Here is a 15,433-nt window from a genome sequence, read left to right as displayed (position 1 = left end):
CTGTTTTAGTGACTTCTGCACAGTTAAAATTATGCTATTGGCTCGATGGGGTTAAATAACCAGAGTGCTGGTTATTTAAGTAACTGTTCCATTAATTCAGGTAGTTCATCGGGATGCTCAACAATATAGTCGGGCTTGATCCCTAAGGTTTTATCAAAGGATTGATTGTGGCGAACCCAAACTGACTTGATGTTACTGGCATTTGCACCCCCAATATCTGGCGTGAGTCCATCGCCGATATGTATCACTTCATGGTTTTCACAGCCAGCTAATCTTAGGGCTTTTGCAAAAATTGAAGGTGCGGGTTTTTGTTCTACTTCCTGGCCACCAATAATTATATGGTCAACATGTTGCTCAAGAAGTATCCGCTGTACTTTGGGAACCTGAGAAAATTCCGGACCATTTGTAATGACCACTAGTGTCATGCGTTTTCTCATATCCTTTAGAAACTTCTCTATACCTGGGAAAAAATCAAAGGCCGCTAGGCGTTCTTTATCGAAACAGTTTTGCAGCAATTGGGCGTCATCTACGGTAACTGCTAGTTGCTGCATATCGACCAGTAAATCCTGGATCAATTGCACCCGAAATACATCTTCACTGTGCTGCTCAATAATTGGCATATATCTTTGTTGCTGAACTGGAGTCCACTGCCGATAAATGCCTTGTACGTAACGTTCAGCGAATTGTTTGCTATCCAGAGAACTGCCACATATAGACTCCGCTTTTTTAGCAAGCTGCTGTTTAGCTATATTGTTAGCCTTGTGCGTATCGCACAGTGTTTCGTCCATATCTAGAAAAAGCGCTTTTAGCACGGGTACTCCAATTTAAATAATGTGGTTTTAGTGGGGCGACAGATTACAGTAATATCGATATAGGATCTAAAAACCTTGCATTAAAAAACGCACCGTCAGCCGTCTTTTAGTTTGCAGCAAATTTATATCCATTTATGTTTTTTGAAAAACGCCAGCATACCGCAAATCATTAATAATATAACGACCCATACAGCGATGTATCCGTATTCCCATTGTAATTCTGGCATATTGAGCTTGCTCACTAGAGGATCAAAATTCATACCGTAGACTCCCACAATAAAAGTCGGAGGAATAAATAAGGTGGCAATGATGGTGAGTACTTTCATGACATCATTTAATTTTAAACTTACACTGGTCATGTACAATTCCATCAAACCAGATGTCATCTCATGATAGGTTTCCAATAATTCCATAATAGAAATTACATGATCATGGCAATCTCGGAAATGCATTTTAGTTTCAGGCGTAATTTGGGTGTTTTCTTCATCACGGAGTATTTCATTCACCATCTCCCGTTGAGGCCATAGCCGCCTCCTGATTAATAACAACTCTCTGCGTAATTTATGCACTTGGCTCAACACATTTTTGTCTGGTGTATCTAACAGTTCGTCTTCAAGTGTCTGAATACGCTCAGAATAAGTCTCTAACAAGGGGAATCCGTAATCTATGACTGTGTCAATCAGGTTGTAAAACAAATAGTCAGCTTTACGCCGCCGTAATTTGCCCACACCACTTTGTAACCTAGTCACTATTTGCTGAAATGGATTAAAGTCACCCGAGCAAAAGGACACCACAGTATTTTGTGTTAAAAATAAGCTGACTTGCTCAATGTGCACTTGATTATTGTTATGTACAGGTAAACTCAATATGGCAAATATTTGTTCTTCATTTAACTCAACTTTGGGTCTTTGCCCAGAATTGACTACATCTTCTATATACAAATCATGAATATCTAAGCCTTTAGCAAGGGTCACTAAGGCATCATGAGTTGGGTCACCTTGCACATGTATCCAAGTCACATTGCTATTTTTAATAAAAGGTCGGCAATCATGTACATCAATATCGTTTTTTACACTAATGGCACTGGCATCGTAGTCGAGCAAGTCAAGTGAAAACACATCACTTACCGGCTCAGCAAGTTCTCCAGGGCGAGTGCCGGGCTGATGATAGCGTTTATTAAACAGTTTCATTTTTGAACCTTAAAAATAAGTAGTGTGTTTCAATTGGATGCAAAATAGACAAAATTAAAGTCATCAAAACAGCAGTAATTCCCGATTGTAACTGGTTACTTCAGATTTTAATGCATACAAATAAAAGCAGTTGATGATATGCAGAACATTTTGAGTAGAGCTTAAAATTAAACCCTATCAAATTATTGCGGTAATCGAAAACGAGCTTTCTCGTTTTCGATTAGATGGACCCATGGTTTTTACAAGTTCGGTCTGAAGTCGTCAACCTCCTGTTGCTGGTTGACGGGGATTTTTTAGGAAAATTTGCTGTAGTTATACAAACCCATCCGATGTTATGGTTTTGCCGGTGCACCTTTAATCAAATTTATAATCTCTGAATTGCCGCTGTGTTCTGCCAATTTAATGAGGTAACTTTTTTGTATTTCGTCAAATAGTAAATTAGTCAAAAGCGCTTTTATTCGCTGCACTTTGCCATCGGCGATTGCTGTTTTCAAGGCTTGCATGTTCGACTCAGGATCGTGTTTGAGTTTGCTGTTATCGTTGTAGTCAGTCATTGTTTTTCCTTGTTATACTTTACGCATTTCCTTATCAAGCATGTTGATCATCGCCATTATTTTAAAGTGATGAGTTTTTACTTCATGATGAAATTCTGAGTGTTGGGTGTGAATTTTGCGTTCTTTATTATGCACTGCAACTTCTTTCTCATCTGCAACCTTGAAAACTTCGCTACTTGGATCATGCTCAGCATTTGCCATGATTTCTTCATGTTTGTGGTCTATGTTAGCAAGTGCCTGAATGACTTGGGCATGCTCAAACAGTGATGTCGATTGCTGTTTTAATGCTTTTTCTATATCCATTAGTTTAGTCAAAGCTTGTTCGTGGTCTTTTTTCCAAAACTCAATTTCATCTAGCCATAAAGCATGTTCAGAAGCCCATTGATTATGTTCCTGATGGGCACCGAGATGTTCTGCAGTTCTGACTGATTGAGCTTCTTCTTTAAGAGTTCTAGTAAACTCCATTAGCTCCGCTGAATTTGTCTTAGCTATACTTTGTAACTTGCTCCAAATAGAATTATTTACATAGGCAATATCAAACTGAATTTGGTCTTTATAGGCATCAGTGACACCTTCAACTGTTTCACCCCAAAAACGTAAATTATCTTTTAAGTATCTGCTCGCATGCTGAATTTTTTCTTTACTTAATTCCGATGCATCTTCGAGCTTTTCTTCTGCGGCCTTAAAAGCCTGTTTCAAACTTTTACCTTCTTGCACCACAAATGCTTCGACACTATCAACCATTGCATGGTAGCTAGCTTGTAATTCTGTTGGTTTTTTTGGGGTTTTCATGACAAGTGCCTTTTTAAAATTCTATATGAACTTGAATGATAATCACCCAATCCACTGTCAGATAATATTCGGTATTGTACCTAATGAATTGTGGACACTACTTAATGGGATTGCTGATGATTGTTTATAAACCAGAAACTGCTTGTTTATAATTGCAAATCTGAGAGGGGGTAAGCTATTAAATCGCTATTCATGTTGGGACACTTTTATACCTAACCAAAAGTATATTATTTAAAAGCCATCAAGATCCATAAGTACGCAAAGGCTACCGTTTTGGTATTTTTGAGTGAATATATGAATAGGTCGACTAAGGGTTTTCCACCTTAGTGTAAGTGTAATCTGCAATATCTTTAATACAAACGCAAAGATAAGCTGCGTCATAAAATTGTTGTAGAACAAGGACAATCAGTAGTGGCGTTTTTGCTTAATGTCATGTCGGATGGCGCATCGGCTGAAATTTCAGTAGTGGGCAATGAACGATTAATTGGTATTGCGGCTTTTATGGGAGGAGAAAGTACCCCTAGTCGAGCTGTAGTGCAAAGTGCTGGTTTTGCTTTAAGCTTCCCGCTAATGTACTTAGTGAGGAATTTAACAGCTTAGCAGATATGCGAATGATACAGCTGCGCTATACCCAAGCTCTGATTACTCAAATGGCCCAAACTGCTGTTTGTAACTAATAGCTTTAAACAGCACCAAAAAGCCTGGGGTAAAATTGCCATTGTTACGGATAAAGAATGGATAAAATCGGCTTCTGATATTTTTAAATTTGCGATTCCGTGCCCCCTCAAAGTTTTCACCAATAGCCAGTATTCCGAAGCAGAAATATGGATCGCGGCTTAAAGAAGCATATGGTTTTTCCATCCTAAGGGGAAAGTCCTTTAGTCGCCAGCAAAGGCTTTCCTCTCCTTTATATATGCTTTGGCATTATTATTTCATCACTGTATCCAACTTTTTTTGGCACTGGTGGCGTAACTTTGATGTACATCAAAACAAAGAACTACAACAGGTACACACTGTAGCTATTGCAAGGTGATTTAAGTCCTAAAATTATTCGGTGACAACACACCGAAAGCCTAATTTTCAAAGGTGAATTTTGAGTGATGTGCTGCAAAGACGCTTGCAGAAAAGCGTGGATTCAATTTAAAAATAGGTGATGAAATGTCAAACAAATATATTCGCTGGTTCGAAGAAGTTGGTATGGACGATGTCCTTCAGGTGGGCGGAAAAAACGCGTCACTCGGCGAAATGTATCAACAACTGACCGCTCAAGGTGTGCGGGTGCCAAATGGTTTTGCTGTTACCGCTGAGGCTTATCGCCAAGTACTGGATGCTAATAATGCTTGGCCGCAACTACATGAGGCACTTGACGGGCTAAACCCGGATAATGTTAAAGATTTACAAGCCCGAGGCGCTAAGGCTAGGGCTATTGTTGCAGCCTGTGAATTACCTCAGGATCTTCAGACTGAGATCATCGACCACTACAACAAGTTAAAAGTGCAATATGGTGATGATGTATCGCTGGCAGTGCGCTCTTCAGCTACGGCAGAGGATTCTCCTGAGGCTTCATTTGCTGGTCAGAACGACAGCTATCTTAATATCAGTGGTGACGAGGCATTGCTCGACGCTTATCTTCGTTGCTTGGTTTCTAATTTCACTGACCGTTCTATCCATTACAAGTACGATAATAAATTCGACTACTTCAAAGTGGACTTGTGTGTGGTGATCATGAAAATGGTGCGCAGCGATATTGGCGCTAGTGGTGTGATGTTCTCGCTGGATACCGAGACAGGTTTTAAGGATGTGGTTTTTATCAATGCCGCCTTAGGCTTGGGCGAAAACATCGTGCAAGGCACCATCGACCCAGACAGTTTTTACGTTCATAAACCAACCTTTGAAAAAGGCTTTCGCACGGTACTCAAACGCCGATTGGGTAAAAAAGAACTTAAGATGATTTTTACCGATACCCTTAACACTGACAGCATAGCCGTTGAGTACACCTGCAATATCGACACAACAAAAGAAGAGCAAGGGCATTTTTCGATTTGTGACGAAGACGTTATGGTTCTCGCTGACTATGCCATCAAAGTAGAAAAACACTATTCCCAAAAGCAAGGCAAACATAAACCCATGGATATGGAGTGGGCCAAAGATGGTCTCGATGGCCAGATCTACATGGTGCAAGCTAGACCAGAAACAGTGGAGTCTCAAAATTCAGGTAATATATTAAAAATCTACCACCTTAATAACTCCTCAGCCATTCTCGCCAAAGGTCAGGCCGTTGGGACTCGCATTGGCGCGGGCAAAGTGCGGGTGATCAATAATGTGAAAAATTTAAGTGACTTCCAACCGGGCGAAGTACTAGTGACAGATACCACAACCCCAGATTGGGAGCCTGTTATGAAAACTGCAGCTGCGATTGTTACTAACCACGGCGGTCGAACCTGTCATGCGGCAATTGTTTCTCGTGAACTTGGTATTCCCGCTATAGTTGGCACCGACAATGGTGCTGAAATACTCAGCAACGGCCAGGAAGTCACAGTGAGCTGCGCCGAGGGCGAAATTGGTAAGGTCTTTGAAAGTATTCTCGAGTTCAATATCGAGGAGACAGACCTGAGCAATCTAGCACAGCCAAAAACCAAAATTATGATGAACTTGGGCAACCCCGACCAAGCCTTTAGTTTCGCTTCATTACCAGTAGACGGCATTGGTCTGGCACGAATGGAGTTCATCATTAATGAATACATTAAAGTCCATCCGATGGCGCTTATTCATCCAGAAAAACTCGATGAACAAACGCAACAATCCATAGCTGAACTTAGCAGCGCCTTTGCAGACCCAGTAGACTTTTTTGTTAAGACGCTTTCTGAGGGTGTTGCGACCATAGCTGCTGCGGTTTATCCAAAGCCCTGCGTGGTGCGCATGAGCGATTTTAAAAGCAACGAATACGCCACTCTGCTGGGCGGTAAACCGTTCGAGCCTGTCGAATCCAACCCCATGATTGGTTTTCGTGGTGCCGCTAGATACAGTCACCCTGCCTATGCTGAAGGTTTTGGTTTGGAATGCGCCGCGATGAAACGAGTGCGGGATGAAATGGGCTTTGATAATGTGATCCTGATGATCCCTTTTTGCCGTCGTATTGATGAAGGTGAAAAGGCATTAGCTGTAATGGCTAAAAATGGCCTTAAGCGTGGTGATAACGGTTTAGAAATCTATGTGATGTGCGAAATCCCCAACAATGTCATCCTGATCGACGAATTTTCTAAGTTATTCGATGGCTTTTCTATCGGTTCGAACGATTTGACGCAACTTACCTTGGGCGTAGACCGAGATTCAGAAATTGTCGCTTTTGATTTTGACGAACGCGATGCAGGTGTTAAACAGATGATAAAGCTGGCAGTTGAGGGCGCACGGCGCAACAACAAACATTCAGGAATTTGTGGCCAAGCACCATCAGATTATCCGGAGATAGCGGAGTTTTTGGTCAAGATTGGCATCGATTCAATCAGCCTGACACCTGATACTGTTTTAAAAACAATTCGCCAGGTCGTTGAACTTGAAAAACACCTGAAGTCGAGCAAAAAATGAAAAAAACGCCAGTTTTACTGATCATCTTAGACGGCTTTGGGGTTAACCCTAGCCGGGCTCATAATGCGTGGGCACTGGCAAAAACACCTCATCTTGATCATTATTTTGCTACTTGGCCGCATACTGTATTGCAGGCCTCTGGCGAAGCCGTTGGTTTACCCGATGGTCAGTTTGGTAATTCCGAAGTAGGCCATTTAACTCTTGGGGCGGGGCGGGTATTAAAACAAGAATTACCCCGTATTTCACAGGCCATTGCCGATGATGATTTAGCAAATAATACTAATTGGCAAACTCTACTCGAGCATTCAACACGTCTTCACTTAGTAGGACTCGTCTCAGATGGCGGTGTACATTCTCATATTGAACATCTCTTAGGGCTTTTGCCGCTGATAGTAAAAGCTGGAGTCGAACCTGTGATTCACATGGTGTGCGACGGACGAGACACGCCACCGCGCTCGGCACAGTCGTATTTGCGACAAGTAGAAGATAAACTGCAACAACTCGGCTGCGGCAAGATTGCCACGATAAGCGGTCGCTACTTAGCCATGGATCGCACCAGTCAATGGGATCGCACCGAAAAGGCGTGGTCGGCAATGGTAACAGGGCAGGGCTTACATGCCGATACCGCAGAGCAAGCCATTAAAGAAGCCTACCTGCGGGGCGAAACCGATGAGTTTATTCAAGCCACTATCATAGGCGATTACAAGGGCATTACAGAAAACCAAGCTGTATTGTTTTTTAATTTTCGTAGTGATCGTATTCGCCAGTTAACTGCTGCTGTTGGCCTAGAAAAGTTCAACGATTTTGATCGTGCCGAAGTGGGCTGCCGTGAAGTGGTTTGTATGACCGAATACGACGCGCAGTTTCCGTTCCCAGTATTATTCAAACCACAATTACCACAACAAGTATTGGCACAAGTCATCAGCTCCGCAGGCTTAAAACAGTTTCACTGTGCCGAAACCGAAAAATATCCCCACGTTACTTACTTTTTTAATGGTGGTATCGAAACACCTTTTGCTGGTGAAAGCCGCGAAATTATTCCCTCGCCGAATGTCGCAACTTACGACCTAAAACCAGAAATGAGTGCGCCAGCAGTGGCCGACCGGGTGATTACAGCTATTGAGAGTGATTCCTATCAGTTTGTACTAGTGAACTTTGCCAACACCGATATGGTTGGCCACACTGCAGTGCGGGCGGCGGTTATCAGCGCTGTGGAAACCGTTGACCTGCAGAGTTCTCGAATTATACAAAGCGCGTTACAACGAGGCTGGCGCATAATGCTTAGCGCAGATCATGGCAATTGCGATGAAATGGTTGATCCACAAACCGGGCAACCTCACACCCAGCATACTGCATACCCTGTGCCTTGCCTGTTAATAGGTGAGCCAGACGTGCGGCTGGGGATCGGCCGCAGCCTTGCTGACGTAGCGCCAACCATACTCGAATTACTCGGACTGCCTCAACCTGATGTAATGACTGGCCGCAGCTTGTTACTGCGTTGAATTAGGAAACAATATGTCCATAAATACCCGCTCCAGTGATTCTTTATATAGTGCATTACCAACTGAGGTCGATGGTTTTAACGACCTTGCTGAGTTGGCACTTGATTTACGCTGGTCTTGGAATCACGCTACCGATGATATTTGGAAGCAACTCAACCCAGAACTCTGGGCGCTTACCCATAACCCTTGGGGTCTGCTGCAAACGGTATCTCGGGATAAAATTCAGAAAGTCACAGCGGATCCTGCGTTTCGCAAACGCATCGATGCGTTGTTGCAGCAAAAACGTCAAGCAGCGGAGTCGCCAGCTTGGTTCCAGCAAAGTTATCCCGGATCGGCCCTCAATACTGTGGCGTATTTCAGCATGGAATTTATGTTGAGTGACGCTTTGCCTATCTACTCCGGGGGCTTAGGCAATGTTGCGGGTGATCAGCTTAAAGCCGCCAGTGATTTAGGCGTTCCAGTGATTGGGGTGGGACTGCTTTATCAGCAAGGCTACTTTCGCCAGCTCATCGATATGGAGGGCAACCAGCAAGCCGTTTATCCTTACAATGATCCAGGACAATTGCCGATCTCACCTTTGCGTCACGCTAACGGCGAATGGTTGCGGTTAAAACTCAATCTACCTGGACATCCTATTTGGTTGCGTGCCTGGAAAGTTCAGGTAGGACGTACAAAATTGTATTTATTGGACAGTAATGACACCGCAAATTATCCACCGTTTCGTGCCATCACCAGTGAACTGTATGGTGGCAGCGCGGAAATGCGTTTGATGCAAGAACTGGTGCTGGGTATTGGCGGCTGGCGATTGCTTAGTGCCTTAGGGATAGAGCCTGAAGTGTGCCACTTAAATGAGGGGCACGCTGCGTTTGCCATATTGGAGCGGGCGCGGGAATTTATGGAGAAAACCGGGCAGCCTTTTGCCACAGCATTGGCGGCTACACGTGTAGGAAATGTATTTACTACGCATACGGCAGTAGAAGCCGGTTTTGACCGTTTTTCAGCTGATTTGATCAAACATTGGTTAGGTGAATATGCCACCACAGAGCTGGGTATTTCAACCGCAGAATTATTAGCTCTGGGAAGGCAACCCCAAGCAGAGCTAGCCGATGACTTTAATATGGCGTATCTGGCGATACATGGCAGCGGTGCAGTGAATGGCGTAAGCGCGCTGCATGGAAAGGTTAGTAGGCAACTTTTAGCACCTTTATTCCCTCGCTGGCCCATAGATGAAGTGCCAATCGGACATGTGACTAATGGTGTGCATACACCCAGTTGGGATTCTGCCGCTGCGGATGACCTTTGGACAAAAGCTTGCGGCAAAGAGCGTTGGCTTGGTACCACTGAAACCCTATGCAAATCCATTCGAGATGTTTCAGATGAGGATCTTTGGCATTTTCGAACCGATGCTAGCCACAAATTTGTCGAATATGTACGCGAGCATTTATCGCAACAGTTGGTTGCCTCAGGTACCTCTCCTAGGACAGCTGCAGAGGCGCAACATTTGTTTGATCCCAATGTGCTGACTTTAGGGTTTGCCAGACGATTTGCAACCTACAAACGACCCAACTTATTATTGCATAACCCAGCGCGCCTCCAACGTTTACTGACTAATCCCGAGCGGCCAGTGCAACTTATTATTGCTGGTAAGGCTCATCCAGCCGATGAGGATGGCCAAGCATTAATAAAACAATGGATAGAGTACATTCGTCAGCCACAGATCCGCCAACATGCAATTTTTCTTAGTGACTACGACATGTTTTTGGCCGAACACTTAGTCGCCGGAGTAGACGTTTGGCTAAATACCCCGCAGCGCCCTTGGGAAGCGAGCGGCACCAGCGGTATGAAAGTGCTGGTTAACGGTGGTATTAATCTATCTGAACTCGATGGCTGGTGGGCTGAAGCCTATAGCCCCGATATTGGCTGGGCTCTGGGTGATGGTAAAGAACATGGTAATGATCCTGCTTGGGATGCTATTGAAGCAGAAGCCCTTTATGACTTGCTTGAACAGCAGGTTATTCCAGAGTTTTATGACCGTGATGACAAGGGCACTCCCGTTGCGTGGACGAGGCGGATGCGCGAAAGCATGGCACGCCTGACCCCGCAGTTTTCGACTAATCGCGTGGTGCGTGAATATACCGAACAGCGTTATCTTCCTGCCGCAGAAGCGTTTCGTTTACGCTCACAAGATAATGGAAAACTGGCAGGGCAGATAGCTGATTGGCAGCAAACATTAAGTCATTGTTGGCAAGGATTGTTTGTAGACGGCATGACAGTCAAGCAGGAAGGAGATCAGTATTTATTTTCAGCTAATGTGTTACTTAACGGTTTAGCACCAAAGGATGTAAAGGTTGAGCTCTATGCTAATGCCGTGGATGGTAGTAGTACCTTGCGACAATCAATGGATTGTGTGCACATACCTGACGATCCCATGAGGGCTCACTTGTATCGTAGTGTAGTACCTGCGAGTCAACCTTTAACAGAATACACCTTGCGAGTGTTTCCCTTTAGTGATGACGTATCCATACCTTTGGAAGTCAATCATATCTATTGGGAACACTAAGCCGTTGTAAAAAAATTTCTACGGTGTTGCTAGAAGTAATATTGTAAATCAATCAATCGCGGATAAGGAGCCGTTATGTCTCAAATACATGATCATCGACAACATCGAGTGGGTTGGCTAAGGGCGACAGTGTTAGGCGCTAATGACGGAATTGTATCTACTGCAAGTTTAATCATTGGTGTGGCTTCGGCTAATTCTTCACATGTGGCCATAATAGTCGCAGGTACAGCGGGTCTAGTGGCTGGGGCTATTTCGATGGCCGCGGGTGAATATGTATCAGTTTGTTCTCAGGCTGACACTGAAAAATCTGACCTCTTGTTGGAACAACAATCCCTTGAAAGTGATTATGAGTCCGAAGTAAGCGAGTTAGCCAACATCTATCAAGAGCGTGGAGTCGAAAAAGGGTTATCACAAGAAGTCGCGCGGCAATTGATGGCCCATGATGCAATTGGAGCACATGCTCGCGATGACATCGGGATTTCGGAACAAAGCTCGGCACAGCCAATTACCGCCGCTTTGGCTTCGGCGCTGAGTTTTACGCTAGGTGCACTATTACCCTTATTAACAGCGTATTTTTACCAAGGAGAAAATTTGTCTTTGGTTGTCGCCTTATTATCACTGGTTTTTCTTGCGATGTTAGGTGCCTTGTCCGCCCATTTGAGTGGTGCAAAAATGCTTACGGGCATAGCTCGGGTAAGTTTTTGGGGAAGCCTAGCAATGGTGACAACCGCTCTAGTGGGCATTGTTTTTGATGTCGCTGTCGCCTGATAAATGAACAAATATGCCAAAAGTCCCTATGTGGAATGACAATTTCTATGGAAACAGCAACAATGAATTCAGTGGTACCAACAGCGAAGGATAAGAGCACTAATTTTGGTGCTGTGGTGGCTATACGTGGCAGTGTAGTCGACGTACGCTTTGATAAGGCGTTACCTCCGATCCATTCGAAGCTAACCATGGGTGATAACCAGCAAATTGTTATCGAAGTATTGGAACAACGTGATGATAAACATGTTCGTTGCATTGCATTAACACCAACCCAAGGTTTAACTCGGGGAATGCTTGTTAAAGACACTGGTGGGCCCTTATTAGCACCTGTTGGCAAAGGCATTATGGCGCGTATGTTTGATGTGTTTGGCAATGCCATTGACCGTGAAGGTGATTTGCACGATGTTGAATGGCGTTCAGTACATAATGCACCTCCATCCTTGACACAGCGTTCCACACAAGCAGAAATATTTGAGACAGGTATTAAGGTAATTGATGTACTAGTGCCGCTGGAGCGTGGTGGAAAAGCAGGTTTGTTTGGTGGCGCAGGTGTGGGTAAAACGGTGTTACTCACTGAAATGATCCATAACATGGTGGGTAAACATAAAGGCGTTAGTATATTTTGTGGTATTGGTGAGCGCTGTCGAGAAGGCGAAGAACTTTATCGTGAAATGAAACAAGCAGGGGTATTGCCCAATATGGTGATGGTTTTTGGGCAAATGAACGAACCACCGGGTAGTCGCTTTCGAGTTGGTCAGGTGGCGTTGACCATGGCCGAATATTTCCGTGATGATGAACACCGTGACGTATTGTTGCTAGTTGATAATATTTTTCGCTTTATTCAGGCCGGTTCAGAAGTGTCGGGTTTAATGGGCCAAATGCCTTCGCGACTTGGTTATCAACCCACAATGGGAACTGAGTTGGCGGGCTTAGAAGAACGTATCGCCAATACCGAAAATGGCGCTATTACTTCGATTCAAGCAGTATATGTGCCGGCAGACGATTTTACTGATCCGGCGGCGGTTCATACCTTCTCTCATTTGTCGGCTTCAATAGTATTGTCACGACAACGGGCCAGTGAAGGTTTGTTTCCTGCCATCGACCCCTTGCAGTCTAACTCGAAAATGGCCACGCCTGGCATAGTTGGCGAACGTCATTACCAACTTGCGCAACAAGTCCGTAGTACGCTCGCCCAGTATAGTGAGTTAAAAGACATTATAGCCATGCTAGGCTTGGAGCAACTTTCCCCAGAGGATCGAAACGTGGTAGGGCGTGCTCGGCGTTTAGAACGTTTTCTTACGCAACCGTTTTTTACCACTGAACAGTTTACGGGTCATAAAGGAAAACTGGTCAGTCTCGCCGATGCCTTGGATGGATGTGAGCGTATCTTAAAAGATGAATTCAAAGACTTTCCTGAGAGTGCACTTTATATGATTGGCGCTATCGATGAAGCCAAACAAAAAGCCGCATCATCCTTAAAAACGAAAAAACAGAATGGCCAAAAAACCACAGATTCAACATCCAGCGATAGTATCGAAACGCCAGCTTTAGAAACGCTAAAATCGGAGGTTACCGATGACACAAATAATGATGCATCTTAAGATATTGTTGCCTTCTCAAGTTTTGCTCGACAAAACCAATGTTATGCACCTTGTGGCAGAAACTAATGAAGGCGCTTATGGCTTTTTACCGAATCGACTCGACTGCGTGGCGGTACTTACCCCTGGGATCCTAACCTTTACAGACCTAGATGAAAGTGAAGTCTTCGTTGCCGTGAATGAAGGCGTGTTAGTTAAAACAGGACTTGATGTGTTGGTTTCTGTACGTAGTGCCTTGATTGGTAGCGATCTTGATACATTGCGTATCGCAGTAGAGCAAGACTTTCTGGCCTTAGATGAGCAAGCACAACAAGTACGAGCGATTATGGCAAAGTTGGAAAGTGGTTTTCTACATCGTTATGTTAATTTTCAAAAAATATAATGAAACATAAAAATCTAAAAGATACAGACAATGCTAAATCACCTATAGCTGCACAAGTTGGTGTAAAAGCGGCACGAAAAATAAAAGCGCGACGTAACGCTGAACAAAGAGTCTGGTTCGGTTTAGGCATGATGGGACTAATAGGCTGGTCAGTGGTGGTGCCAACTTTGCTTGGCGCTACTTTGGGTATTTATCTTGATAATCATTATCCAAGTGAAAGATCTTGGACTTTGGCGTTGTTAGTAGCAGGCTTGGCAATAGGTTGTTTCAATGCATGGCACTGGATTGCAAAAGAAGATCAAGCCATAAGTGATGAACAAAAAGACCTTGATAAGGAAGAGTAAATTTATGAGTTTTCTATTGGTATGGTGTATTGGCTTAGGCCTGGGTGGCATGTTTTTTGGCGGCCTGTGGTGGACAGTTAGCAAAGGTGTTTTGTCGGCCAACCCCGCACTTTATGTATTAACTAGCTTGTTATTACGTATGGGACTTGCCCTCAGTGGTTTTTATTTAGTATTAACGAGTGACTTAGGTGAACCGTCTTGGCAACTGTTGTTGCTGTGTTTATTCGGTTTTTTGACTGCCCGTTTATTAATTACACGTTGCACCCGAGTGGCATCAGTAAAAGCTATTAAGGCCCCTAAGGAGTCTCCCCATGCACCTTAGCCCTGATGTGGTTGTTTATTGGCAACTCGGATTTTTCAAAATCAATGCAACCATAGCCTTCACATGGGCGTTAATGTTGCTGTTGACCTTAGGCTCAGTGTTGATCACTAGGAACTTATCAACCGATTTAAAGCGTTCTAGGTGGCAAAATTTCTTGGAAATAATCGTCACTGGTATCGAACAGCAAATAACAGAAATAGGCCTACATAATGCAAATAAGTATTTAGGATTTCTTGGCACCTTATTTTTGTTTTTAGTGACAGCCAATATTTGCACCATTATACCTGGCTATGAACCACCAACTGCTTCGTTATCAACAACGGCAGCATTGGCCTTAACTGTGTTTATAGCGGTTCCAATGTTTGGTATTTCCGAGCAAGGCATGGGTAATTATCTGAAATCTTATATGGATCCGACCTTTATTATGCTGCCATTTAATATCATCAGTGAAGTATCACGTACGCTGGCATTAGCGGTACGTTTGTTTGGAAATATGATGAGCGGCGCGATGATTATCGGTATCTTGCTAACCATTACGCCTTTTATTTTTCCAATCATAATGACGGCACTAGGACTGTTAACTGGCTTAGTGCAAGCTTATATATTTACCATTCTTGCAGCTGTCTACATTGCGGCTGCGACTCGTACACGAAAACCTAAACCTAAACCGCAGTCTGATCCAGGGCCGGTGCACTAATGAATATAATTGATTTAAACAACCAACCTATATGGGAGAAAACATGGACAGCATGACAATGATAGCAGTGGCTTCGATAATCATTTCGGGTGTCACCATCAGTTTTGGGTGCCTTGGGCCGTCACTTGGTGAAGGGCGCGCGGTAGCCACGGCATTAAGCGCTTTGGCGCAACAACCAGATGCGTCAGCAACTATTACACGTACATTATTTGTCGGCCTAGCGATGATCGAATCTACTGCGATTTATTGTTTTGTGGTATCGATGATCCTTATTTTTGCTAATCCATTCTGGAATTACGCCATTGCCCAAGCCGCAGGTAACTAAAC

15 protein-coding genes and 1 pseudogene are annotated in these 15,433 nt (G+C 43.9%); 11 read left to right on the top strand and 5 right to left on the bottom strand.

Annotation, left to right across the window (positions count from 1 at the left end):
- Positions 1-71: 71 nt before the first annotated feature.
- From GARC_RS25180 to GARC_RS25165, 4 genes are all read right to left on the bottom strand, one after another.
- Positions 72-812: an HAD family hydrolase gene (locus GARC_RS25180; protein ID WP_007625875.1), complete on the bottom strand. Its 741-nt coding sequence runs from the start codon at positions 810-812 to the stop codon at positions 72-74.
- Between the two features lie 122 nt (positions 813-934).
- On the bottom strand, positions 935-2,002 hold the full coding sequence (corA, locus tag GARC_RS25175; protein ID WP_007625873.1) for a magnesium/cobalt transporter CorA: 1,068 nt from the start codon (positions 2,000-2,002) through the stop codon (positions 935-937).
- A 332-nt stretch (positions 2,003-2,334) separates the two neighbouring features.
- The gene (locus GARC_RS25170) at positions 2,335-2,556 is read right to left on the bottom strand and encodes a hypothetical protein (protein ID WP_007625871.1); all 222 of its coding nucleotides are present in this window, start codon (positions 2,554-2,556) and stop codon (positions 2,335-2,337) included.
- A gap of 12 nt (positions 2,557-2,568) precedes the next feature.
- Positions 2,569-3,348 (bottom strand): zinc ribbon-containing protein, encoded by a 780-nt coding sequence (locus GARC_RS25165; protein ID WP_007625869.1) that lies wholly within the window; start codon positions 3,346-3,348, stop codon positions 2,569-2,571.
- Positions 3,349-3,729: 381 nt separating this feature from the next.
- Here GARC_RS25165 and GARC_RS25160 point away from each other — a divergent pair.
- Positions 3,730-4,022 (top strand): annotated as a pseudogene (locus tag GARC_RS25160) (Crp/Fnr family transcriptional regulator); the annotation flags it as partial.
- Here GARC_RS25160 and GARC_RS27835 read toward each other — a convergent pair.
- Positions 3,991-4,209 carry a hypothetical protein gene (locus GARC_RS27835; RefSeq protein WP_007625865.1) on the bottom strand — a complete coding sequence of 73 codons (219 nt, stop codon included), beginning with the start codon at positions 4,207-4,209 and terminating at the stop codon, positions 3,991-3,993. The pseudogene GARC_RS25160 and the gene GARC_RS27835 sit on opposite strands and share 32 nt — an antisense overlap.
- A gap of 297 nt (positions 4,210-4,506) precedes the next feature.
- Between GARC_RS27835 and ppsA the strand changes: the two genes are divergently transcribed.
- From ppsA to GARC_RS25110, 10 genes are all read left to right on the top strand, one after another.
- Complete coding sequence (gene ppsA / locus GARC_RS25155) at positions 4,507-6,933, top strand: phosphoenolpyruvate synthase (RefSeq protein WP_007625863.1); 2,427 nt, start codon at positions 4,507-4,509, stop codon at positions 6,931-6,933.
- Positions 6,930-8,435 (top strand): 2,3-bisphosphoglycerate-independent phosphoglycerate mutase, encoded by a 1,506-nt coding sequence (gpmI, locus tag GARC_RS25150; protein WP_007625862.1) that lies wholly within the window; start codon positions 6,930-6,932, stop codon positions 8,433-8,435. The genes ppsA and gpmI overlap by 4 nt, the downstream gene beginning before the upstream one ends.
- A 13-nt stretch (positions 8,436-8,448) precedes the next feature.
- Entirely contained in the window at positions 8,449-10,995 is a 2,547-nt protein-coding gene (glgP, locus tag GARC_RS25145; protein ID WP_007625861.1) for an alpha-glucan family phosphorylase, read from the top strand.
- A 75-nt stretch (positions 10,996-11,070) separates the two neighbouring features.
- On the top strand, positions 11,071-11,763 hold the full coding sequence (locus tag GARC_RS25140; protein WP_007625859.1) for a VIT1/CCC1 transporter family protein: 693 nt from the start codon (positions 11,071-11,073) through the stop codon (positions 11,761-11,763).
- Between the two features lie 47 nt (positions 11,764-11,810).
- The gene (gene atpD / locus GARC_RS25135; RefSeq protein ID WP_007625857.1) at positions 11,811-13,364 is read left to right on the top strand and encodes a F0F1 ATP synthase subunit beta; all 1,554 of its coding nucleotides are present in this window, start codon (positions 11,811-11,813) and stop codon (positions 13,362-13,364) included.
- Positions 13,339-13,743: a F0F1 ATP synthase subunit epsilon gene (locus tag GARC_RS25130; RefSeq protein ID WP_007625855.1), complete on the top strand. Its 405-nt coding sequence runs from the start codon at positions 13,339-13,341 to the stop codon at positions 13,741-13,743. The genes atpD and GARC_RS25130 overlap by 26 nt, the downstream gene beginning before the upstream one ends.
- Positions 13,743-14,087: an AtpZ/AtpI family protein gene (locus GARC_RS25125; RefSeq protein WP_007625853.1), complete on the top strand. Its 345-nt coding sequence runs from the start codon at positions 13,743-13,745 to the stop codon at positions 14,085-14,087. Before GARC_RS25130 ends, GARC_RS25125 begins: the two co-directional genes overlap by 1 nt.
- 4 nt (positions 14,088-14,091) lie before the next feature.
- On the top strand, positions 14,092-14,409 hold the full coding sequence (locus tag GARC_RS25120) for an N-ATPase subunit AtpR (protein WP_007625852.1): 318 nt from the start codon (positions 14,092-14,094) through the stop codon (positions 14,407-14,409).
- Positions 14,399-15,106, top strand: a complete 708-nt coding sequence (locus GARC_RS25115) for a F0F1 ATP synthase subunit A (RefSeq protein ID WP_007625851.1) — start codon at positions 14,399-14,401, stop codon at positions 15,104-15,106. Before GARC_RS25120 ends, GARC_RS25115 begins: the two co-directional genes overlap by 11 nt.
- A gap of 43 nt (positions 15,107-15,149) precedes the next feature.
- Positions 15,150-15,431, top strand: coding sequence for a F0F1 ATP synthase subunit C (locus tag GARC_RS25110; protein ID WP_007625850.1), 282 nt, complete (start codon positions 15,150-15,152; stop codon positions 15,429-15,431).
- Positions 15,432-15,433 lie beyond the last annotated feature (2 nt).

It is taken from the genome of Paraglaciecola arctica BSs20135 (assembly GCF_000314995.1).
Classification (GTDB): Bacteria; Pseudomonadota; Gammaproteobacteria; order Enterobacterales; family Alteromonadaceae; genus Paraglaciecola; species Paraglaciecola arctica.
This window is presented reverse-complemented; position numbering and strand designations above follow the sequence as displayed.